19 protein-coding genes, 6 tRNA genes and 1 riboswitch are annotated in these 21,868 nt (G+C 48.2%); of the genes, 14 read left to right on the forward strand and 11 right to left on the reverse strand.

The genetic code is table 11. The features are described 5' to 3' along the window. The first annotated feature begins 55 nt into the window (after positions 1 to 55). The 3 genes from dnaB to G7Y45_RS14160 all read left to right on the forward strand — a co-directional run bounded on the left by dnaB (position 56) and on the right by G7Y45_RS14160 (position 2,691). The gene (dnaB, locus tag G7Y45_RS14150) at positions 56 to 1,420 is read left to right on the forward strand and encodes a replicative DNA helicase (protein ID WP_005806404.1); all 1,365 of its coding nucleotides are present in this window, start codon (positions 56 to 58) and stop codon (positions 1,418 to 1,420) included. A 129-nt stretch (positions 1,421 to 1,549) separates the two neighbouring features. Further along, positions 1,550 to 2,029, forward strand: a complete 480-nt coding sequence (locus G7Y45_RS14155; RefSeq protein ID WP_022011627.1) for an HU family DNA-binding protein — start codon at positions 1,550 to 1,552, stop codon at positions 2,027 to 2,029. 218 nt (positions 2,030 to 2,247) lie between these two features. After that, entirely contained in the window at positions 2,248 to 2,691 is a 444-nt protein-coding gene (locus G7Y45_RS14160; RefSeq protein WP_005778037.1) for an N-acetylmuramoyl-L-alanine amidase, read from the forward strand. A 261-nt stretch (positions 2,692 to 2,952) separates the two neighbouring features. Here the strand turns inward: G7Y45_RS14160 and G7Y45_RS14165 are convergent. The 8 genes from G7Y45_RS14165 to G7Y45_RS14200 form a co-directional block, all read right to left on the reverse strand. Further along, a tRNA-Gly gene (locus G7Y45_RS14165) sits at positions 2,953 to 3,025 on the reverse strand. A gap of 7 nt (positions 3,026 to 3,032) precedes the next feature. Beyond that, positions 3,033 to 3,114 (reverse strand) — tRNA-Leu (locus tag G7Y45_RS14170). 61 nt (positions 3,115 to 3,175) lie between these two features. Next, positions 3,176 to 3,248, reverse strand: a tRNA-Gly gene (locus tag G7Y45_RS14175). 22 nt (positions 3,249 to 3,270) lie between these two features. After that, positions 3,271 to 3,354: transfer RNA gene (locus G7Y45_RS14180), tRNA-Leu, on the reverse strand. Positions 3,355 to 3,391: 37 nt separating this feature from the next. Further along, positions 3,392 to 3,473 (reverse strand) — tRNA-Leu (locus G7Y45_RS14185). Between the two features lie 25 nt (positions 3,474 to 3,498). Beyond that, positions 3,499 to 3,571: transfer RNA gene (locus G7Y45_RS14190), tRNA-Gly, on the reverse strand. Positions 3,572 to 3,701: 130 nt separating this feature from the next. Then, a complete protein-coding gene (nspC, locus tag G7Y45_RS14195; protein ID WP_032537980.1) occupies positions 3,702 to 4,841 on the reverse strand; it encodes a carboxynorspermidine decarboxylase in 1,140 nt (379 codons plus the stop codon). A gap of 117 nt (positions 4,842 to 4,958) precedes the next feature. Beyond that, on the reverse strand, positions 4,959 to 7,319 hold the full coding sequence (locus G7Y45_RS14200) for an ATP-dependent helicase (RefSeq protein WP_032536723.1): 2,361 nt from the start codon (positions 7,317 to 7,319) through the stop codon (positions 4,959 to 4,961). A 121-nt stretch (positions 7,320 to 7,440) separates the two neighbouring features. Between G7Y45_RS14200 and G7Y45_RS14205 the strand changes: the two genes are divergently transcribed. The 9 genes from G7Y45_RS14205 to G7Y45_RS14245 all read left to right on the forward strand — a co-directional run bounded on the left by G7Y45_RS14205 (position 7,441) and on the right by G7Y45_RS14245 (position 14,926). After that, the gene (locus tag G7Y45_RS14205) at positions 7,441 to 8,058 is read left to right on the forward strand and encodes a superoxide dismutase (RefSeq protein WP_005778049.1); all 618 of its coding nucleotides are present in this window, start codon (positions 7,441 to 7,443) and stop codon (positions 8,056 to 8,058) included. 182 nt (positions 8,059 to 8,240) lie between these two features. Next, a riboswitch (TPP riboswitch) is annotated at positions 8,241 to 8,333 on the forward strand. A 65-nt stretch (positions 8,334 to 8,398) separates the two neighbouring features. Further along, the gene (gene thiS, locus G7Y45_RS14210) at positions 8,399 to 8,596 is read left to right on the forward strand and encodes a sulfur carrier protein ThiS (protein WP_032530986.1); all 198 of its coding nucleotides are present in this window, start codon (positions 8,399 to 8,401) and stop codon (positions 8,594 to 8,596) included. Positions 8,597 to 8,599: 3 nt separating this feature from the next. Beyond that, entirely contained in the window at positions 8,600 to 9,214 is a 615-nt protein-coding gene (locus G7Y45_RS14215) for a thiamine phosphate synthase (protein ID WP_022012389.1), read from the forward strand. A 140-nt stretch (positions 9,215 to 9,354) separates the two neighbouring features. Then, entirely contained in the window at positions 9,355 to 10,131 is a 777-nt protein-coding gene (locus G7Y45_RS14220; protein ID WP_165015162.1) for a thiazole synthase, read from the forward strand. Positions 10,132 to 10,161: 30 nt separating this feature from the next. Then, entirely contained in the window at positions 10,162 to 11,856 is a 1,695-nt protein-coding gene (gene thiC / locus G7Y45_RS14225) for a phosphomethylpyrimidine synthase ThiC (RefSeq protein ID WP_005806421.1), read from the forward strand. A gap of 11 nt (positions 11,857 to 11,867) precedes the next feature. Then, positions 11,868 to 12,413 carry a hypothetical protein gene (locus tag G7Y45_RS14230; protein WP_044300182.1) on the forward strand — a complete coding sequence of 182 codons (546 nt, stop codon included), beginning with the start codon at positions 11,868 to 11,870 and terminating at the stop codon, positions 12,411 to 12,413. A gap of 1 nt (position 12,414) precedes the next feature. Beyond that, positions 12,415 to 13,539 carry a 2-iminoacetate synthase ThiH gene (gene thiH / locus G7Y45_RS14235; RefSeq protein WP_044300181.1) on the forward strand — a complete coding sequence of 375 codons (1,125 nt, stop codon included), beginning with the start codon at positions 12,415 to 12,417 and terminating at the stop codon, positions 13,537 to 13,539. A gap of 15 nt (positions 13,540 to 13,554) precedes the next feature. Further along, a complete protein-coding gene (locus G7Y45_RS14240; RefSeq protein WP_005806426.1) occupies positions 13,555 to 14,256 on the forward strand; it encodes a HesA/MoeB/ThiF family protein in 702 nt (233 codons plus the stop codon). A 61-nt stretch (positions 14,257 to 14,317) separates the two neighbouring features. After that, complete coding sequence (locus G7Y45_RS14245) at positions 14,318 to 14,926, forward strand: thiamine phosphate synthase (protein WP_005778065.1); 609 nt, start codon at positions 14,318 to 14,320, stop codon at positions 14,924 to 14,926. A gap of 80 nt (positions 14,927 to 15,006) precedes the next feature. On the opposite strand, the gene G7Y45_RS14250 is transcribed toward G7Y45_RS14245, so the two are convergent. The 3 genes from G7Y45_RS14250 to ppdK all read right to left on the reverse strand — a co-directional run bounded on the left by G7Y45_RS14250 (position 15,007) and on the right by ppdK (position 19,213). Beyond that, entirely contained in the window at positions 15,007 to 15,522 is a 516-nt protein-coding gene (locus G7Y45_RS14250; protein WP_005778068.1) for an outer membrane beta-barrel protein, read from the reverse strand. 199 nt (positions 15,523 to 15,721) lie between these two features. Further along, the gene (locus G7Y45_RS14255; RefSeq protein WP_022012391.1) at positions 15,722 to 16,291 is read right to left on the reverse strand and encodes a porin family protein; all 570 of its coding nucleotides are present in this window, start codon (positions 16,289 to 16,291) and stop codon (positions 15,722 to 15,724) included. Between the two features lie 201 nt (positions 16,292 to 16,492). Next, complete coding sequence (gene ppdK, locus G7Y45_RS14260) at positions 16,493 to 19,213, reverse strand: pyruvate, phosphate dikinase (protein ID WP_005778073.1); 2,721 nt, start codon at positions 19,211 to 19,213, stop codon at positions 16,493 to 16,495. A 266-nt stretch (positions 19,214 to 19,479) separates the two neighbouring features. Between ppdK and rlmD the strand changes: the two genes are divergently transcribed. Further along, positions 19,480 to 20,898, forward strand: a complete 1,419-nt coding sequence (gene rlmD / locus G7Y45_RS14265; protein WP_005806432.1) for a 23S rRNA (uracil(1939)-C(5))-methyltransferase RlmD — start codon at positions 19,480 to 19,482, stop codon at positions 20,896 to 20,898. A gap of 10 nt (positions 20,899 to 20,908) precedes the next feature. Beyond that, positions 20,909 to 21,826, forward strand: coding sequence for an RluA family pseudouridine synthase (locus tag G7Y45_RS14270; RefSeq protein WP_005778080.1), 918 nt, complete (start codon positions 20,909 to 20,911; stop codon positions 21,824 to 21,826). Positions 21,827 to 21,868: the final 42 nt, after the last annotated feature.

A 21,868-nucleotide genomic window follows, 5' to 3' on the forward strand; every position in this document is an offset into this window, starting at 1 on the left:
CCCTCTGTGCCCTCTGTGGTGAACTATACCCCAAACCATATACCATCCAAACATTATGTTACAACCCCAAGCACCCGAACTCGAGGAAACCATCCTCGGAGCCTGCCTGATTGAAAAAGAAGGCATGGCACTGATTGACGAACTGCTGAAACCGGAAATGTTCTATGTCACCCGTCATCAACTGATTTACGCCGCATTGCAGGCGATGTTCCACGCCGGTACGAACATCGACATCCTCACCGCCACCGAGGAGCTTCGCAAACGTGGAAAGCTGGACGATGCCGGAGGGCCGTTCTACATCACCCAACTGAGTAGCCGGGTGGCAAGTTCGGCACACCTGGAATATCACGCACGCATCGTTCACCAAAAGTACATCCGAAGGGAAATGATCGTGGGATTCAGCAAACTGCTGACACTCTCCGGCGACGAAACCATCGACCTGACAGACACGTTAGTGGATGGACACAACCTGCTGGACAGGCTGGAAGGGGCATGTGGGCACAACAGGCAGTTGCGCGATATGGACACGCTGATGCAGGCAACCCTGACCGAAGCGGAAGGACGCATGCAGAAAAATAAGGACGGAGTGACCGGAATCCCCACCGGACTGGCCGAACTGGACAAGATGACAGGAGGATGGCAAAACAGCGATCTGATCACCATCGCCGCCCGTCCGGCAGTGGGAAAAACCGCCTTTGCACTCCATCTGGCAAAAGCTGCGGCAGCGGCCGGACACCACACGGTAGTGTACAGCCTCGAGATGCAAGCCGAGCGGTTGGGCGACCGCTGGCTCCTGTCGGCAGGAGAAATGGACCCATACCTCTGGCGAAGCGGAAAGCTATCACAGGAAACATGGCTACAGGCCCGGCAAACGGCCGGAGAACTGGCAAGGCTCCCCATCTGCGTAGACGATAACCCGGATATGAGCATGGACCGTGTACGCTCGAGCGCCCGGTTACTGCAAAGCAAAGGGAAGTGTGACTTTATCATCATAGACTACCTGCAACTGTGTGACATGCGCACCGAACAAACCAACCGGAACCGGGAACAAGAGGTGGCGCAGGCGAGCCGTAAAGCAAAATTGCTGGCCAAAGAGCTGCACATCCCGGTCATCTTGCTAAGCCAACTCAACCGTGGCTCCGAAAACAGGGCGTACGGACGTCTGGAATTGGCCGACCTGCGTGAGAGTGGAGCCATCGAACAGGATTCCGACCTGGTGCTCCTCCTCTATCGTCCGGCACTGGCACATCTGGCAACAGACAAACAAAGCGGATATCCGACGGAGGGACTGGGAGTAGCCATCATCGCCAAACACCGCAACGGGGAAACGGGAAACGTATACTTCGGACACAACAAGAGCATGACCAAAATAGGCGACTACGTTCCGCCCATGGAATGGATAAAAAAGAATGCCAGATAGAGGCTCCGTTTTCTTAACCTACACATCGTTATTTTCATCATTTTACTTGACTTTACCTGTTTGATTTCGTATCTTTACGTAGTGATTGAGACAAGAAATTTATTAACCTAAACCTTAACTTTTTATTGTATGGAAGTATCAGTGGAGCGCTATCAGCGCAAGAAGTATGTCAATCAGGAGAACTCTCCCATGTTGTATTACATCCGCCAGAAAGCGGGAACAGCCAAAGTTATGGATATCGACGCACTGGCGGAAGATATCCAGACCAATTGCGCCCTGACAACGGGCGATGTGAAACACACCATAGAGGCGCTGGTGGAACAGCTGCGAAAGGTGCTGACGCAGGGAAACAAAGTGAAAATAGAAGGACTGGGAACCTTCCACATGACGCTGACCTGCCTGCCGGGCGAAACCGAGAAGGAGTGCACGGTGAAGAATATCAAGCGGGTGAACGTGCGGTTCATACCCGATAAGGCAATGAAGCTGGTGAACGCCAGTCGGAGCATGACCCGAAGCCCGAACAACGTGACGTTTGCCATGGCTTCGGCAGGCGCTCCGGAAGGCGGAGGAAGCGGAGACGGGGGCATTGTGGACGACCCGACGGCATAAATCCGCACCACAGATTACTCAGATTTACACAGATTTAAATTTTAAGTTCGATTGCAGAGAAAATAAATCTTTATCTGTGATAATCTGTGAAATCTGTGGTGAAACAACGAAACTTAATACAGCAAAAACAATGAAGAAAATACAAAAAATACTGGAATGTCTACTGGCATTCCTGATGTTTCTCCGCGGGGGGAACACCGAAAAATAGAACCGGAACTATGAGAGAAATCAATCTGATTGTTATTCACTGCTCCGCAACCAGAGAAGACCGCTGCTTCACGGAGCATGACCTGGAGGAGTGTCACCGAAGACGGGGATTCGAAGGAGCGGGCTATCACTTCTACATACGCAAGGACGGGAAGATCATCACTACCCGACCGGTGGAACGGGCCGGGGCACATGCCAAGGGATTCAACGCACACTCCATAGGCATCTGCTACGAAGGAGGGCTGGACTGCAACGGACGACCCAAAGACACCCGGACAGAATGGCAAAAACATTCAATGCGGGTACTGGTGAAAGTATTGCTGAAGGAGTATCCCGGAAGCAGGGTATGCGGACACAGGGATCTGAGTCCGGACCTGAACGGAAACGGAGAGATAGAACCCGAAGAGTGGATCAAGGCATGCCCGTGCTTTGAGGTAAAAGAGGAAAGCTTTTAAATTCACCACAAACTTCACCACAGAGTACACGGAGTACACAGAGTTTTATTGCTAATGAACGGAGCTCACCACAGATTACACAGATTAACACAGATTTATCTATTTCTCAATCTGTGATAATCCGTGTAATCTGTGGTGAAAAACATTAAAACTCTGTGTGACTCTGTGGTGAAGTTTGTGGAATCAGCATGGCACTGACCCCGGTAAACGGCAAACAAAAAAAGGAAGCTGAATCAAATGATTCAACTTCCTTTTTCTTTGAGCGGAAAACGAGACTCGAACTCGCGACCCTAACCTTGGCAAGGTTATGCTCTACCAACTGAGCTATTTCCGCAATGTAGTGCCCAGAACAGGACTCGAACCTGCATGCCTCTCGACACACGCACCTGAAACGTGCGCGTCTACCAATTCCGCCACCTGGGCATTGACTAATCAGGAATCTGCTGTTTAAATGGAGAGGAACAGATAACCGACATTCTTGTTGAGCGGAAAACGAGACTCGAACTCGCGACCCTAACCTTGGCAAGGTTATGCTCTACCAACTGAGCTATTTCCGCAAAACAACTTTAATAAAGAATGTGAAGAGAAGGAGACTCGAACTCCCACGACAGTAATGTCACTACCCCCTCAAAGTAGCGCGTCTACCAATTCCGCCACCTCTCCAATCTCGATTAAAGCTTTGAACTATTCTCACCTTTTGTGCCCAGAACAGGACTCGAACCTGCATGCCTCTCGACACACGCACCTGAAACGTGCGCGTCTACCAATTCCGCCACCTGGGCAAAAGGTTTCCAACATTTCAAAGAGAGCGGAAAACGAGACTCGAACTCGCGACCCTAACCTTGGCAAGGTTATGCTCTACCAACTGAGCTATTTCCGCATTTGCAACCGTTGTTTCTCGATTGCGGTTGCAAAGGTAGGCATTTTCTTGATATCTGCAAGCATTCGGGATACTTTTTTCTCAGGAAAATGTGCATTTTGTTTTTGCCAAACGACAAATGTTTTGATTATCAACTCATTCTATTGCGATAATCTTCATAGGAAAATTGCTTGAAGATTTCAGCATTTCCACTCGCCGTCCACAAAGCAATGGCAGGATGGTGAATCCCGTTAAACATATTTGTTTTTACCATCGTATAATGTATCATATCTTCAAAAACGATACGTTCGCCGATCTGCAATTCATGATCGAAACTCCAGGAACCCATATAGTCTCCGCTCAGGCAGGAATTACCTCCGAGCCGATAGACAAACGGTCCCTCCTCTCCCATCACCGCCCCGCGAACGGCCGGTTGATAAGGCATTTCCAGACAGTCGGGCATGTGACAGGTAAAGCTGACGTTAAGAATGGCGGTACGGATACCACGGCTCTCGACAATATCTACCACCTCGGAAGTCAGTACCCCGGTTTGCCAGGTGAAAGCCGAACCGGGCTCAAGGATGATGCGCAAATGCGGATAACGTTTCTTTAAGCCCTGCAACAAGCCTATGAGGTGCCCGGTATCATAATCTTTACGGGTCATCAGATGTCCGCCTCCCAGGTTGAGCCACTTTATCTGAGAGAACCACGGGGAGAACTTCTCTTCAAGATGTTGCAAAGTACGCTCGAGTTCGAACGAAGATGATTCACAATGGCAATGGCAATGAAAACCCTCGATCCCCTGCGGCAACTGTTCGGGCAGCAGATCGGCAGTGATGCCGAAACGGGTGCCGGGAGCGCACGGATTATAGAGTTCGGTCTCCACTTCGGAATATTCGGGATTGATGCGAATGCCGCAAGAAATATCACTGCCTCCGGCCACGGTCATCGGGTAGAACCGGTGGAACTGCGCCATGGAATTGAACGTGATATGACTGCTGCAACGCATGATTTCCGGAAAGTCGGCTTCGGTATAAGCCGGAGAATAAGTGTGTGCCTTACTGCCGAACTCTTCGAGTGCCAGGCGTGCCTCGTAGACGGAGCTTGCCGTGGAATGTCCGATGTATTCCCTGAAAATTGGGAATGAACGCCACATGGCAAAAGACTTGAAAGCAAGGATGATTTCAACTCCGGCCCGGTCGGCCACACTCTTTATCAGACTGAGGTTCTTTCTCAGCAATTCTTCCTCCATGATATAGCACGGAGAGGGAAATTGGGTAAAATCTATCATAGTCAACTACAAGGTTCACCACAGAGGACACAGAGGGCACGGAGTTTTTATTTTCCAGGTTTATAGAAAGATCTTAAATTCTTCCTCTGTGAACTCTGTGTCCTCTGTAGTGAATAATTATTCTATTACTTTAAATCTCGCAAAACGCAGCAGCAACTGTTTATCGCCCGCATTACGAAAATGGATCGTTGCTTTGGCATTGTCGCCCGAACCTTCGACACGAATCACCTGGCCTATGCCGAAACGCTCGTGTTCAATGGTCTGCCCGGGTTGTACACCTGTAATGCCGGCTCCGGGAGCTGCCGATGGGGATACCGTGGTACCGCTCACCCTCTTCAAGTTACGGGGGACGGTCGGGGCAATGATCTGCTCCTTCGGACGTTCACGCTGCGGACGGTCGGCAGACGGACGGGCAGAAAAACGCTCGGCAGACGGACGGCGGGAGTATCCCTCCTCCATTTCGCGGCGGAAACGGCCGGCTCCTTCGTCAACGCTACGGCCTAAAGCTGCCTCCTGCGGAAGTTGCAGAAAGCGGGTGTCGATATCCCTCAGGAACCGACTGGGACTGCCGAACTCCATCTTTCCGTAACGGAAACGGGTTTTGGCAAACGAGAGGAAACAGTGTTCCTCGGCACGGGTGATGGCGACGTAGAACAGGCGGCGTTCTTCTTCCATCGCGCGCGGTGAATCGCCCGCCATGCCACTGGGGAAGAGATTCTCTTCCAACCCTACCACAAATACATTGCGGAACTCCAGCCCTTTGGCAGAATGCACCGTCATCAAAGTCACCTTCTCACCATCTCCCTCCTTATCGGAATCCTGATCGGTGAGCAGGGATACTTCGGAGAGAAAGTCGATCAGTGAAACATTTGTGTTCCCCTCTTCCTGACGCATGGCACAGAAATCATTCATACCGTTCACCAGTTCCTCGATGTTCTCTTTGCGGCTCAGGTTTTCGGGCGAATTGTCCTGACAGACGTCATTGATAATGCCGGACCGGCGGATGATTGCCGTACCTATTTCATAGGCATTCTTCTCCGCCACCTCGGTCATGAACTGTTCGATCAGTTCACGAAAGCCTTGCAACTTGGTGTGTGTATTTTTATTAATAGTAAGTCCGTAAGTGATGGGTTCGCACAGCACAGTCCACAGGCTGACATTGTTGTCGGTGGCGGCTTTGATAATCTTCCCCACCGTAGTATCACCGATGCCGCGTGCCGGATAATTGATAATCCGCTTGAACGCCTCTTCGTCGTTGGGATTGACCACCAGACGGAAATAAGCTATGATGTCTTTTATTTCCTTACGCTGATAGAAAGAGAGACCGCCGTAAATCTTATAAGGCATGCTCCGCTTACGCAAGGCCTCCTCGAAGACACGGCTCTGGGCATTGGTGCGGTAAAGGATCGCAAAATCAGAATAGCCATAATCGTGTTCGCGACGCAGCTGGGCGATTTTATTGGTCACGATATCGCCCTCTTCCACATCGCTGTAGGCTTGGAATACACCGATGGCTTCCCCCCGTTCTTTCTCGGAGAAAACCTCTTTGGGGATCTGCCGCTCGTTCTTTTCGATCAGGCTGTTGGCTGCACGGACGATGGTCTGGGTAGAACGGTAATTCTGCTCAAGCTTGAAGACTTTTGTGTCGGGATATATCTTGGTGAAATACAAAATATTGTCGATGTCGGCTCCCCGGAAAGAGTAGATGCTCTGCGCATCGTCACCCACCACACAAACACGCTGATTCTCCTTAGTGAGCTGCAACACAATGCTGTGCTGCGCATAGTTGGTGTCCTGATACTCGTCGACAAGCACATAACGGAACTGCTCACGATAGCGCGCCAGCACTTCGGGAAAATCGCGGAAAAGAATATAGGTATAGACCAGCAAATCATCGAAATCCATTGCTCCGGCTTGCCGGCAACGCTCCCAGTAACGGCTGTAAATGTCGCGTATGGCAGGCATCTTGGCCGCAGCATCTGCCTCGTAAGCCTCCTTGTTGGCAGCATAGCCCGAAGGAGACACCAAATGGTTCTTGGCATTGGAAATGCGAGCCTGTACACTGCCGGGTTTATAGGTCTTTTCATCAAGCCCCATCTCCTTGATGATGGAACGGAGCAGGCTCTTGCTGTCCGCCGAGTCGTAGATGGTGAACTGTGACGTAAACCCGATGTGGGATGCCTCGGCACGAAGAATACGGGAGAACACCGAATGGAATGTACCCATCCAGAGATACCGTGCACGCTGTTCGCCCACCTGCCGGGCAATGCGCTCTTTCATCTCACGGGCGGCTTTGTTGGTAAAAGTCAGTGCCAGGATGTTCCAGGGATTGTAACCGTTCTCGAGCAGATAGGCTATCTTATAAGTAAGTACGCGTGTCTTTCCAGAACCGGCACCGGCAATGACCAGTGAAGGACCATCACCGTAGAGCACCGCTGCACGCTGGCTTTCATTAAGTTCTTCGATATAGTCGGGCATAAAATTTATCTGTTAAATCTCTATTCACTGGCAAAGATAGAGGAAAGTTTGGACAACTCCGAACATTTAGGCCCTATATCCCGTTATATATTTATAGAAATGAAATAAAAGATTTGAATTTATGAATACATTATTAATGTCTTTAATATTTACAACCATGACTTACGAAATGCCTAAACTTCCGTACGCAAACAATGCGCTGGAACCTGTAATCAGTCAGCAGACCATTGATTACCATTATGGTAAACATCTTCAAACATATGTAAACAATCTCAATAGCCTCGTTCCGGGCACCGAATTTGAAGGAAAAACAGTAGAAGCCATCGTAGCTTCGGCTCCCGACGGAGCCATCTTCAACAATGCCGGACAGGTGCTGAACCACACACTCTACTTCCTGCAATTCGCACCGAAACCGGCGAAAAACGAACCGGAAGGTAAGTTGGGAGAAGCCATCAAACGCGACTTTGGAAGCTTTGAGAACTTCAAGAAAGAATTTAATGCGGCTGCCGTAGGATTGTTCGGTTCGGGATGGGCCTGGCTGTCTGTGGATAAAAACGGGAAACTGCATATCACCAAAGAAGCCAATGGAAGCAACCCGGTGCGTGCCGGACTAAAACCGCTACTGGGATTCGATGTGTGGGAACACGCTTATTATCTCGACTATCAGAACCGGCGGGCCGACCACGTAAATAAACTGTGGGAGATCATCGACTGGGATGTAGTGGAAAAACGACTGTAATTCAGAAGTATTCACCACAGAGGACGCAGAGGACACAGAGTTTCAAATTCGGGAAAAGAACGAATTTGACTCTGGTGTCCTCTGCGTCTTTTGTTTCCTCTGCACCACTCTCTGCCTACTCCGTGGTGAAATAATCCCTGATTTACTTTTTTCTTATCTCCTTTTTCACTTACTTTGTTCCCGTAAAGACAAAGGGGTGCCACCCGGTGGCTGAGATCATACCCTAAGAACCTGATGCAGTTAGTACTGCCGAAGGGATTGTGTATTTCTTCTTATCGTTTCTCTCCGCATGCACTCTCTTTGTATTTACTTTCATTTATCTATAAATACATATACGAATATGAAAGTACAAGTGAACAACAAAGAAGTGGAAACTACCGCAAGCACCATCACCGGGCTTGCCACGCAATTGCAACTTCCCGAAAACGGCATTGCCATCGCTGTGAACAACCAAATGATCCCACGTCCGCAATGGGACGAATTCAGCCTGCACGAGAATGACAACCTGATTGTGATTAAAGCAGCCTGTGGAGGATAAATCATGCTGAGCCTGCAATTTATCACTCACCAGACCGGGAAATACTCTTATTTCGAATCGGCATGTATGGCCCTCGAAGGAGGATGCAAATGGATACAACTGCGCATGAAAGAGGCATCTCCGGAAGAGGTGGAAACAGTAGCCCGGCAGCTGAAACCTCTTTGCAAGACACACGGAGCCATCCTGATTCTTGACGATCATGTGGAACTCGCCCAAAAACTGGAAGTGGACGGAGTGCATCTGGGCAAAAAAGACATGCCTGTCAGCGAAGCCAGAAAAATCCTGGGCGAAGCATTCATCATCGGAGGTACAGCCAATACTTTTGAAGACGTGAAAATGCACTTCAGCGCCGGTGCCGACTATCTGGGCATCGGCCCGTTCCGGTTTACTACAACCAAGAAGAACCTCAGCCCCGTACTGGGACTCGAAGGATATACCTCTATTTTATCGCAAATGGATGAATGCGGCATCCGGATTCCGGTAGTCGCCATCGGAGGCATCGTAACGGAAGATATCCCTGCCATCATGAAAACAGGCGTAAACGGCATCGCCCTCTCAGGAGCCATCCTGCAAGCGCCGGACCCGGTAGAAGAAACAAGAAGGATTCTAAACATATAAGGAAATGAATACGAGTTCACCACAGAGTACACGGAGGACACAGAGAATATATTTCTCTTAAATGTACTAATAAACAAGAGATTAAAACTCTGTGCCCTCTGTGTCCTCTGTGGTGAATAAAGCTCAAAACAAAATCAGAAATGGAAAAGCTAATTATTGCGGGACGTGAATTCAACTCCCGCCTCTTCCTGGGAACAGGAAAGTTCAACTCAAACGAATTGATGGAACAATCGATACTGGCCTCGGGCACCGAAATGGTAACAGTGGCCATGAAACGTATCGACATGGAGAATTCGGAAGACGACATGCTGAAACATATCGTGCATCCACACATCCAACTGCTGCCCAATACCTCGGGAGTGCGCAATGCAGAAGAAGCGGTGTTTGCCGGACAAATGGCACGCGAAGCCTTCGGGACCAACTGGCTGAAGCTGGAGATACACCCGGATCCGCGCTATCTGCTGCCCGACTCGGTAGAGACTCTGAAAGCAACCGAACGACTCGTGAAACTCGGATTTGTGGTACTGCCTTATTGCCAGGCCGACCCGGTGCTCTGCAAACAACTGGAAGAGGCGGGAGCGGCCACAGTGATGCCGTTGGGAGCACCGATCGGAACCAACAAAGGTTTGCAGACCAAAGAATTCATCCACATCATTATCGAACAGGCGGGTATCCCGGTAATAGTGGATGCCGGAATCGGTGCGCCGAGCCATGCGGCAGAAGCGATGGAGCTGGGAGCATCGGCGTGTCTGGTAAATACTGCCATTGCCGTAGCCGGCAACCCGGTAGAAATGGCAAAGGCCTTCAAGCAGGCAGTCGAAGCAGGACGAATGGCCTATGAAGCAGGACTCGGCATGCAGACTACCGGATTGGTGGCAGAAGCAAGTTCACCGCTGACGGCATTTTTAAACGAATAAAAAAACAGTCCCACCTCTAATAACGAATTTATGGAACAAAGAATAAAATTCCCCCGCTCCGAGAAAGTGTACCTGTCCGGAAAACTTTTCCCCGAAATCCGCGTAGGTATGCGGAGAGTAGAGCAAGTGCCCAGCACCACTTTCGAAGGAGAGAAGAAAATCATAACTCCCAACCCACACGTATATATCTATGATACAAGCGGACCTTTCAGTGACCCGGACATAGAGATTGACCTGAAAAAAGGTCTCCCCCGGCTGCGGGAAGAATGGATACTGAAAAGGGGGGATGTAGAGCAACTTCCGGAGATCAGTTCGGAATACGGACGGATGCGGCGGGACGACAAAAGCCTCGACCCTCTCCGCTTTGAGCACATCGCACTGCCCTACCGGGCCAAATCCGGGAAACATATCACCCAAATGGCATATGCCAAACAAGGTATCATCACTCCGGAAATGGAATATGTAGCTATCCGCGAAAACATGAACTGTGAGGAACTGGGTATCGATACTCACATTACTCCTGAATTTGTATGCCAAGAGATAGCCGAAGGGCGGGCGGTTCTGCCTGCCAACATCAATCATCCCGAAGCCGAACCAATGATTATCGGCCGTAACTTTCTGGTAAAGATCAATACCAACATCGGTAACTCCGCAACCACGTCGAGCATCGACGAAGAGGTGGAGAAAGCGATGTGGAGCTGCAAATGGGGAGGTGACACGCTGATGGATCTTTCAACGGGAGAAAACATACACGAAACACGGGAATGGATCATACGCAACTGCCCGGTTCCGGTGGGTACGGTACCCATCTATCAGGCACTGGAAAAGGTAAACGGCAAAGTAGAGGACCTGTCCTGGGAACTGTATCGCGACACACTGATAGAACAGTGCGAGCAGGGAGTGGACTACTTCACCATTCATGCGGGAATCCGCCGGCACAATGTGCACCTGGCGGAAAAGAGGCTTTGCGGAATCGTATCCCGCGGCGGGAGCATCATGAGTAAATGGTGCCTGGTGCACGACCGCGAGAGTTTCCTTTACGAACACTTTGACGACATCTGTGATATTCTGGCACAATATGACGTAGCGGTATCATTGGGAGACGGTTTGCGGCCGGGTTCCACCCACGATGCCAATGACGAGGCACAGTTTGCCGAACTTGATACCATGGGCGAACTGGTGGTGCGCGCCTGGGAAAAGAACGTACAAGCCTTCATCGAAGGGCCCGGACACGTGCCGATGCACAAAATCCGCGAGAACATGGAACGCCAGATCGAGAAGTGCCACAATGCCCCGTTCTATACACTCGGCCCGTTAGTGACGGATATTGCACCGGGATACGACCACATCACCTCTGCAATCGGTGCGGCACAAATAGGCTGGCTCGGAACAGCCATGCTCTGCTACGTGACGCCCAAGGAGCACCTGGCATTGCCCGACAAAGAAGATGTACGCGTCGGAGTGATCACCTATAAGATTGCCGCCCATGCAGCCGACCTGGCCAAGGGGCATCCGGGAGCCCAGGTACGGGACAATGCGTTGAGCAAAGCACGCTATGAATTCCGCTGGAAAGACCAGTTCGACTTATCGCTCGACCCGGAACGCGCATTCTCTTATTTCCATGCCGGACGACACACGGACGGAGAATATTGCACCATGTGCGGACCGAACTTCTGCGCAATGCGACTGAGCCGGGATTTGAAGAAAACTAAAAAACAAGAGTAAGACCAACTGTCATGGAAAGAACAGACGAATACCGGAAAGCATTGGACGTACCCATCTCCGAACTATCCATAGACCGGATCATTGAGGAGATCCGCCGGCAGCCGGAGAGCTTTGAGGCCCTCTATCATCTGACGACAGACGAGAAGCTATTGGTCTCCTGGCGGGCACTGTGGGTATGCGATAAACTTTGCAGGCAATACCCCGATTGGTTCGCCCCGCTCCGGGAAGAACTGACCGGAAGGCTGGTGACCTGCAAACACGATGGTTCCAAGCGCCTGCTTCTCTCCATACTCTACCATGCTCCCGCCGAAGAAATCCCATCGGTTGAATTGCTTAACTTCTGTCTGGATTGCATGCTGTCTCGCCACGAAAGCATAGGCGTGCAATCCTTAGCCGTCCGAATGGCCTACCACCTGTGCAAGCACGAACCCGAACTGCTCAACGAACTGCGGACCATACTGGAAAGCACAGATACGGAACTGTATTCGACCGCTGTAAAAACAACTGTGCGGAACACATTGAAGAAAATAAATCAGAAGAATAAAAAGAAAAAATAAAATGTTTTCAGATGAATTAGAAAAGATTTCCTGGGAAGAGACGACTAAAATCATCTATTCCAAAACCGACGCCGATGTGCGCCGCGCATTGTCAAAGGAACATTGCGATGTAAACGATTTTATGGCATTGATTTCGCCGGCTGCCGCCCCCTATCTGGAGACTATGGCGCGTCTCAGCCGGAAATATACGCTGGAACGCTTCGGAAAGACAATTTCGATGTTCGTTCCACTCTATATTACAAATTCTTGTACAAACTCGTGTGTATACTGTGGCTTTAACCACAATAATCCGATGAAACGGACCATCCTTACGGAAGAGGAAATGGTAAACGAGTACAAAGCGATCAAGAAACTGGCTCCGTTCGAAAATCTGCTGTTAGTAACAGGCGAAAATCCTGCCAAAGCAGGAGTAGATTACATTGAACGGGCCCTCCTGCTGGCAAAGCCTTATTTCTCTAATCTGCAAATTGAGGTAATGCCACTTAAAGCAGAAGAATATGAACGGCTTACGTATGCCGGACTGAATGGAGTCATCTGCTTTCAGGAGACTTACAACAAAACCAATTATAATGTGTATCATCCCCGTGGTATGAAATCGAAATTTGAGTGGCGTGTCAATGGTTTTGACCGTATGGGACAAGCAGGTGTACACAAAATAGGCATGGGGGTACTGATCGGTCTGGAAGAATGGCGCACGGATGTCACAATGATGGCCTACCATCTGCGCTATCTGCAAAAGCACTACTGGAAAACGAAATATAGCGTCAACTTCCCCCGGATGCGTCCCTCGGAGAACGGAGGTTTCCAACCTAATGTTGTGATGAACGACCGGGAACTGGCACAGGTGACTTTTGCCATGCGCATCTTCGACCACGATGTGGATATCTCCTACTCTACCCGCGAAAGCGCAGAGTTCCGTAACCACATGGCTACGCTCGGGGTGACTACCATGAGCGCCGAAAGTAAAACGGAACCGGGAGGCTACTTTACCTATCCGCAGGCACTGGAGCAGTTTCATGTCAGCGACGAACGGAAAGCCGTGGAAGTGGATGCCGCACTGCGTTCACTGGGGCGGATACCCGTTTACAAAGACTGGGACACGGCACTGACCCTGACTCAATGCTAACGATAAAGACGAATCATGGAAAGATACAACAGGCAAATCATGCTTCCGGAAATAGGAGAAGCAGGACAAGCAAAACTCAAAGCTGCCAAAGTATTGATTGTGGGCGTAGGAGGACTGGGTTCTCCCATCGCCCTCTATCTGGCGGGTGCAGGAGTAGGTACCATCGGACTGGTGGATAACGACGAAGTAAGCCTCAGCAATCTGCAAAGGCAGGTGCTCTATACAGAAGAAGAGGTGGGAGACCTGAAAGCGATTTGCGCTTCACTGCGGCTCAGTGCCCTGAACCGGGAAATAGAGGTAAATGCCTGTCCGGGACGGCTCAGCAAAGACAATGCCCGTGAATTGATAAGGCAGTACGACATCGTAGTGGACGGATGCGATAACTTTATCACCCGATATCTGATAAATGACGTCTGTGTAGAGTTGGGAAAACCTTATGTGTACGGTGCCATCTGTGGTTTCGAGGGACAGGTTTCTGTCTTTAACTACGGGAGCGGGGCACAACGGAAAACATACCGTGACCTCTATCCGGATGAAGAAGAGATGTTGCGTATGCCTCCCCCTCCCAAAGGGGTAGTCGGAGTAACACCGGCAGTGACGGGCAGTGTGGAAGCAACCGAAGTCCTGAAGATTATCTGCGGATTCGGCGAGGTTCTGGCAGGCAAACTATGGACAATTGACTTACGGACATTGCAATCTAACATATTTTCACTATAAAGGTTGGTTTCTGAGTAAGTTAATTACTAACTTTGCTAAACTTAACAGTTTAACAACAGAAATGAAACTTATCGTAGTAACGACGCCTACTTTCTTTGTAGAAGAAGATAAGATTATCACTGCTCTCTTTGAAGAGGGATTGGATATTCTGCATCTCAGGAAACCGGAAACGCCGGCTATGTATTCGGAACGCTTGCTCACACTGATTCCGGAAAAATATCATAAACGCATTGTCACCCATGAACACTTCTACCTGAAAGAAGAATTCAACCTGATGGGAATTCACCTGAATGCCCGCAACCCGAAAGAGCCACATGACTACTCCGGGCATATCAGTTGTTCCTGCCACTCGGTGGAGGAAGTGAAAAACAAAAAACACTTTTACGACTATGTGTTTATGAGCCCGATTTACGACAGTATCTCAAAAGAAGGATATAACTCGCCTTACACGGCTGAAGAATTGCGTCAGGCAGGTAAAGACAAAATCATCGATGGCAAAGTAATGGCTTTGGGAGGCATCACGCCGGAGAATATACTGGAAGTAAAGGATTTCGGATTCGGAGGTGCAGTGGTTTTAGGAGACTTGTGGGGTAAATTCGATGCCTGTTCCGACAGAGATTATCTGGCAGTGATAGAACACTTCAAGAAACTGAAAAAGATGGCGGACTGAGCCAAAGAATAACGGACTAAATAAAATAGGGTGACTTCCTTATGAAGGGAAGCCACCCTATTTCGTTGAAACCTATTTGATTAAAATTCGTAATGGAATCCGAATGTTAAGTCTTCGCTACTTGCGCTAAAGCCGAATCCGCTGTTATTCATATAGTCGTCCTTATAACCCAAGAAACCACATTTGGCAACCAAACTGAAATGTTGGTTCAGTTTTATGGCAATACCCGGTTTCAGACCGATCTCAAAACCGTTTATTGCATCTCCGCCATCTTTCACCTTAGTGGTAGCAAAGCCAAACCCACCATCAATAAACAGACGTACAATCTTGTTCTCGTAATAAGAAAAGCGTGCATAAGGAGCAATAGCAAAAGAATTAATCGTTTTATGACTTATATAATCATGGTTAAACTGGAGTTCAACGCCCAGTGCCCATTGTTCACTCAGGTTGTATCCGATTTCCGGAGCGAGCTTGAAAGAAGTAGTATTAGCGTCATCATTACGCCACAAACCTACGGTACCTCCCATGTAAATGTCCTGAGCTTTGACAGATAAAGTTGCAATAGCAACAAATAAAAACAATACAATCTTTTTCATCTTCTTAGTAGTTTTAATTAAATGTACCTATTTTGAAAACAAACAAAAGAATTATTTCACTTTTGTTTCGGGGCGCAAAAGTATAGTATATTCATTAATTAAACAACTATTTCCGCCATTATTCGCTGAGTGAATATAAAAGAAAAGCCGCTTGTAATTGATTTACAGCGGCTTCTCTATTTTAATATTTATCGGTTTCTCAGAACTTATAACCTACACTGATCGAAACATTCAGATTTTTACCATTTACGTCGTCCATTACATCGACAAATCCGAACTGGCCGTCAAGCCCTGCGATGATCTTGCCAAACTCCGCGGCCACACCGATACCCAAACCTACATCGCCACGTTTCAGCAGACCGTCGTCGCCAAAGGTATCAACTTCCAAACGTCCTTTACCTAAATCGACTTTAGAATTACCCCCGATACCGCAAGCAAAATAAGGACCGGCACTCAACACAATATTGGTATTATCGGCCACTTTGAAACGCGCCGCAGCCATAACCGGCAGTTCCAGATAAACAGCATTCACACTCAGTTCATCCTTCTTGACACCTTTGGAAGATACGAACAAAGAGGGTTGCAAAGACCAGATTTCATTAAATCCATACTCCATACCACCGCCTATTTTGAATCCTACTTTGGCATTCATGTCAAAATCACCGGTATAATTACTGATATTCATTCCCACCTTGGCATTCCAGCTCACTTGAGAAAAGCCCACAACCGAAACAAGGGCAAACAATACAAACACAAGATTTCTTTTCATAATTCTGTAATTTTAGTTTGTTAAAAATATAATAAGTAAGGTTTCATAAGATAAAGGAAATATTTTTATTTGAATTATACAAATATTCACTCTACATTTTATCCACTCCCCCTGCTTCTGCTTTCTCTTATTCTGTTTCCATAAAAAAACGAGGCTACCCTTTCACGGGTAGCCTCGCCTAACCAGTTATCTAAAATCTATTTAGTCTTCGATAGCTGCTTGTGCCGCTGCCAGACGTGCAATAGGCACACGGAACGGAGAACAACTAACGTAATTCAAACCTACTTTATGGCAGAACTTCACAGATGAAGGCTCACCGCCATGTTCACCGCAGATACCGCATTTCAAATCCGGACGGATAGCACGCCCTTTTTCGGTTGCCATACGTACCAACTGGCCTACACCATTCTGGTCGAGTACCTGGAACGGATCTACCTTCAGGATCTTCTTCTCCAGATAAACCGGAAGGAAAGAAGCGATATCGTCACGAGAGTAACCGAAAGTCATCTGAGTCAAGTCGTTGGTTCCGAACGAGAAGAACTCGGCAGACGAAGCGATACGGTCGGCAGTCAGAGCTGCACGAGGAATTTCGATCATGGTTCCGACCTTGAAGTCGATGCGGTCTCCCACCTCTTCGAAAAGCTTTTCTGCTTCGGCACGGATCACACTTTCCTGCTGCTGGAACTCGTAAAGAATACCTGTCAGCGGCACCATGATTTCGGGATGTGTTTCTATTCCTTCTTTCTTCAGTTCAAGAGCGGCACCCAAAATGGCACGAGTCTGCATCTGTGTGATTTCGGGATACGTATTTCCCAAACGACAGCCACGGTGACCCAACATCGGGTTGTGTTCGCAAAGTGATTCTACACGCTGCTGGATATATTGCAGGCTTACCCCCATCGTATCGGCCATTTCTTGCTGTCCTTTCAGATCGTGAGGAACGAATTCATGCAAAGGAGGATCGAGCAGGCGTACGGTCACCGGACAACCGGACATAGCCTTAAAGATACCTTTGAAGTCGGCTTGCTGATACGGAAGTATCTTAGCCAGTGCTTTGCGGCGCCCTTCAGCATTTTCTGCCAGAATCATTTCACGCATAGCCTTAATTTTTTCACCTTCAAAGAACATGTGTTCCGTACGGCAAAGGCCTATACCTACCGCACCGAAGTTACGGGCAACCTCAGCATCATGCGGAGTGTCGGCATTAGTACGTACTTGCAGGCGGGTATATTTATCGGCCAACTTCATCAAATCGGAAAAATCACCCGATAACTCAGCAGCCTTCGTTTCTACTTTACCTTGGTAAACTTCACCCGTACTACCGTTCAAAGAGATGAAATCACCCTCTTTCAGCAACACGCCGTCCACTTCTACTGTACGGGCTTTATAGTCGATGTTCAGTGCACCGGCTCCCGAAACACAACATTTACCCATACCGCGGGCAACCACGGCTGCATGTGAAGTCATACCTCCGCGTGCGGTCAAAATGCCTTCAGCAACTGCCATACCGGCCAAATCTTCCGGTGATGTTTCAATACGAACCATTACGACGCGTTTTCCGGCAGCATGCCATTCGGCAGCGTCGTCAGCAAAGAATACAATCTGACCGGTAGCAGCACCCGGAGAAGCCGGCAAACCGCGAGTCAACACTTTAGCCTGTTTCAAAGCAGACTTATCGAATACCGGGTGGAGTAATTCATCCAGCTTATTGGGTTCTACACGCATCAGGGCAGTCTTTTCATCAATCATTCCCTGACGGAACAGATCCATTGCGATTTTTACCATGGCAGCACCGGTACGTTTACCGTTACGTGTCTGAAGGAACCAAAGTTTGCCTTCCTGAACGGTGAACTCCATGTCCTGCATATCTTTATAGTGATTTTCGAGCTTAGTCTGCAATTCGTCCAGTTGTTTATATATTTCCGGCATTGCTTCTTCCATAGAAGGGTATTTCGAAGCACGCTCTTCTTCGCTCACACCGGCCAACTGGGCCCAACGCTGAGAACCGATCTTCGTGATCTGTTGCGGAGTACGGATTCCGGCAACAACGTCCTCGCCCTGTGCATTGATCAGGTATTCACCATTGAAAAGGTCCTCACCTGTGGCAGCATCGCGTGAGAAGCAAACACCTGTAGCAGAACCATCGCCCATATTACCGAATACCATTGCCTGAACACTTACGGCAGTACCCCATTCGTCAGGAATTCCCTCCATCTTACGGTACAGGATGGCGCGTTCATTCATCCATGAATTAAATACAGCGCAAATTGCTCCCCAAAGCTGTTCGTATGCACAAGTAGGGAAATCCTTGCCGGTCTGTGCTTTTACAGCAGCTTTAAATTTCTTCACGAGTTCTTTCAGGTCTTCTACCTCAAGCTCGTTATCCAATTTCACGCCTTTGGCATGTTTCACCTCTTCGATGATGGCTTCAAACGGATCCTGGTCTTCTTTGTTAACAGGCTTCATACCCAATACTACATCACCATACATCTGTACGAAACGGCGGTAAGAATCCCATGCAAAACGGGCATTTCCTGTTTTACGGGTCAAGCCTTCAACCACTTCATCGTTCAATCCCAGGTTCAGGATCGTATCCATCATGCCCGGCATGGATGCACGCGCACCCGAACGCACAGAAACCAGCAACGGATTCTCTACGTCACCAAATTTTGAACGCATCAGGTTCTCTATATTTGCAATGGCTTTTTCTACTTCTTCTTTCAGGAGAGATACGACCTTTTCCTGTCCCATCTCGTAATATTCGGTACAAACGTCAGTTGTAATTGTGAAGCCCGGAGGTACGGGGACACCGATCAGATTCATTTCGGCAAGGTTCGCACCTTTACCCCCAAGTAAGTTTCGCATACCGGCTTTTCCTTCTGCCAGTCCATTACCAAAGGTATAAACTCTTTTTTTGTCCATAATACGATTTTAAAGTTATTAGTTGTGATTCTTTTCTGTTCGCAAATCTAAGGATATTTCGCAAACCAGAAAACTTTTATATGAAAAACTTTCTATCAAAATGCAATTTCGACATTGCAATCTGCATTATTTCACTTCATATAGAGAAATACGAAAAAAAATACCTACTTTTGCGAAAGATTTTATTAATATGGCGTAGAATGGTGATTTTATATATTCACGCTTTATACATAAAGAAATCATTTTAATATAATTCAAGGAGTATTGTGGCTAGAAAGAAAAAAGAACTTCCCCTGCTGGAGAAGGTGACAATAACGGATGTGGCTGCCGAAGGAAAAGCCATCGCAAAAGTAAATGACCTGGTAGTTTTTGTGCCTTACGTAGTGCCGGGCGATGTGGTGGATCTGCAAGTCAAAAGAAAAAAGAATAAATATGCCGAGGCCGAAGCGGTGAAGTTTCACGAACTCTCGCCGATACGTGCCGTTCCTTTTTGCCAACACTATGGCGTATGCGGCGGATGCAAATGGCAGGTATTGCCTTACGCCGAACAAATCAAATACAAACAGAAACAGGTGGAAGATAACCTCCGTCGCATCGGCAAGATCGAATTACCGGAGATCTCTCCTATCCTGGGATCTGCCAAAACCGAATTTTATCGGAACAAACTGGAATTTACCTTCTCAAACAAACGCTGGCTGACAGCAGAAGAAGTGAAACAGGATGTAAAGTACGACCAGATGAATGCAGTGGGATTCCATATCCCGGGAGCATTCGACAAAGTACTGGCTATCGAAAAGTGTTGGTTACAAGACGATATTTCCAATCGCATCCGAAACACAATCCGTGATTATGCTTACGAGCACAATTACTCTTTCATCAACCTTCGTTCACAGGAAGGAATGCTCCGCAACATGATTGTGCGTACTTCAAGTACCGGCGAACTGATGGTAATTCTGATTTGTAAAATTACCGAAGAGCATGAAATGGACCTCTTCAAGCAGTTATTGCAGTATGTGGCCGACCAATTTCCGGAAATAACCTCTCTCCTATACATTATTAATAATAAATGCAACGACACCATCAATGATCTCGATGTACACGTATTCCGTGGCAACGACCATATCTTTGAAGAGATGGAGGGCCTGCGTTTCAAAGTGGGACCGAAATCGTTCTATCAGACCAATTCGGGGCAGGCATACAACCTCTATAAGGTAGCGCGCGACTTTGCCGGATTAACGGGTGGCGAACTGGTGTATGACCTGTATACCGGAACAGGAACCATTGCTAACTTTGTATCGCGACAGGCACGGCAAGTGATTGGCATCGAATACGTGCCCGAAGCCATTGAAGATGCGAAAGTAAATGCGGAAATTAATGGAATAGAGAATACGTTGTTCTTTGCCGGAGACATGAAGGATATCCTGACTCAGGACTTCATCAATCAGTATGGACGTCCGGACGTAATTATCACCGATCCTCCCCGGGCAGGAATGCATCAGGATGTGGTAGACGTAATCTTGTTTGCCGAACCAAAACGAATTGTATATGTTAGTTGTAATCCGGCAACGCAAGCCCGTGATCTTCAGTTGCTCGACGTTAAATACCGTGTGAAAGCAGTGCAACCGGTAGATATGTTCCCACATACCCATCACGTGGAAAACGTAGTGCTGCTCGAACTTAAATAAGGAAACGAATATGAAAAGAATGAAACGAACTCCGGCCGAAAAGGCACGTGCGCAATATACAGGTTATCTGGTGAAAGAGCCTATGGAACTAATGGACTTCCTCGCAGCGAAAATGCCTGATGCCAGCCGTACCAAGCTAAAGTCACTGCTCAGCAAACGAATCGTACTGGTTGACAATGTGATTACGACACAGTTCAACTTCCCTCTGCAACCGGGCATGAAAGTGCTTATCAGCAAAGATAAGAATAAAAAGGAATTCCGTCATCCGCTGCTGAAAATCGTCTATGAAGACGCTTATATCATCGTAGTAGAGAAAAAAGAAGGCTTACTCTCTGTTGGCACCGACCGGCAAAAGGAACGCACAGCACAGCATATCTTAAGTGAATATGTGGGGCGTTCGGGGCGTGGAAACCGTATTTTTGTAGTTCATCGTCTGGATCGTGACACCTCAGGATTGATGATGTTTGCCAAAGATGAAAAGACACAACGTACACTGCGTGACCACTGGCATGACATCGTGACGGACCGTCGTTATGTAGCAGTAGTTACCGGCGAGATGGAAAAGGACAGCGACACCGTCGTATCCTGGTTGACAGACCGTACCTTATATGTCAGTTCAAGCAGCTACGATGACGGTGGTTCCAAATCAATCACCCACTATCGCACTATCAAACGCGCCAATGGATATTCATTGGTAGAACTGCGACTGGAAACCGGACGTAAAAATCAGATACGTGTACATATGCAGGATTTAGGGCATCCTCTGATCGGAGACGGGCGTTACGGTATCGACGGCGGCCCCAATCCTCTCGGGCGTCTGGCGTTGCATGCTTTCAAACTTTGTTTCTATCATCCGGTAACAGATCAGCTGATGGAATTTGAAACTCCTTATCCCCCGGCATTCAAGAAATTGTTTCTCAGAAAATGATACTAAAATGGGCGTGAAACAACTATTTCACGCCCATTTTGA

Origin of the sequence: Bacteroides sp. ZJ-18 (assembly GCF_011038705.2) — a bacterium.
GTDB classification, from domain to species: domain Bacteria; phylum Bacteroidota; class Bacteroidia; order Bacteroidales; family Bacteroidaceae; genus Bacteroides; species Bacteroides hominis.

Excerpts from the sequence above, each read along its gene's own strand:
- G7Y45_RS14160 (WP_005778037.1), top strand. The coding sequence starts at position 2,248 with ATGAGAGAAATCAATCTGATTGTTATTCACTGCTCCGCAACCAGAGAA.
- G7Y45_RS14230 (WP_044300182.1), top strand. The coding sequence starts at position 11,868 with ATGGAAAGAACAGACGAATACCGGAAAGCATTGGACGTACCCATCTCC.
- G7Y45_RS14250 (WP_005778068.1), bottom strand. The coding sequence starts at position 15,522 with ATGAAAAAGATTGTATTGTTTTTATTTGTTGCTATTGCAACTTTATCT.
- G7Y45_RS14255 (WP_022012391.1), bottom strand. The coding sequence starts at position 16,291 with ATGAAAAGAAATCTTGTGTTTGTATTGTTTGCCCTTGTTTCGGTTGTG.
- thiC (WP_005806421.1), top strand. The coding sequence starts at position 10,162 with ATGGAACAAAGAATAAAATTCCCCCGCTCCGAGAAAGTGTACCTGTCC.
- G7Y45_RS14215 (WP_022012389.1), top strand. The coding sequence starts at position 8,600 with ATGCTGAGCCTGCAATTTATCACTCACCAGACCGGGAAATACTCTTAT.
- thiS (WP_032530986.1), top strand. The coding sequence starts at position 8,399 with ATGAAAGTACAAGTGAACAACAAAGAAGTGGAAACTACCGCAAGCACC.
- G7Y45_RS14245 (WP_005778065.1), top strand. The coding sequence starts at position 14,318 with ATGAAACTTATCGTAGTAACGACGCCTACTTTCTTTGTAGAAGAAGAT.
- ppdK (WP_005778073.1), bottom strand. The coding sequence starts at position 19,213 with ATGGACAAAAAAAGAGTTTATACCTTTGGTAATGGACTGGCAGAAGGA.
- thiH (WP_044300181.1), top strand. The coding sequence starts at position 12,415 with ATGTTTTCAGATGAATTAGAAAAGATTTCCTGGGAAGAGACGACTAAA.
- G7Y45_RS14270 (WP_005778080.1), top strand. The coding sequence starts at position 20,909 with ATGAAAAGAATGAAACGAACTCCGGCCGAAAAGGCACGTGCGCAATAT.
- G7Y45_RS14200 (WP_032536723.1), bottom strand. The coding sequence starts at position 7,319 with ATGCCCGACTATATCGAAGAACTTAATGAAAGCCAGCGTGCAGCGGTG.
- G7Y45_RS14205 (WP_005778049.1), top strand. The coding sequence starts at position 7,441 with ATGAATACATTATTAATGTCTTTAATATTTACAACCATGACTTACGAA.
- G7Y45_RS14220 (WP_165015162.1), top strand. The coding sequence starts at position 9,355 with ATGGAAAAGCTAATTATTGCGGGACGTGAATTCAACTCCCGCCTCTTC.
- dnaB (WP_005806404.1), top strand. The coding sequence starts at position 56 with ATGTTACAACCCCAAGCACCCGAACTCGAGGAAACCATCCTCGGAGCC.
- G7Y45_RS14155 (WP_022011627.1), top strand. The coding sequence starts at position 1,550 with ATGGAAGTATCAGTGGAGCGCTATCAGCGCAAGAAGTATGTCAATCAG.
- G7Y45_RS14240 (WP_005806426.1), top strand. The coding sequence starts at position 13,555 with ATGGAAAGATACAACAGGCAAATCATGCTTCCGGAAATAGGAGAAGCA.
- nspC (WP_032537980.1), bottom strand. The coding sequence starts at position 4,841 with ATGATAGATTTTACCCAATTTCCCTCTCCGTGCTATATCATGGAGGAA.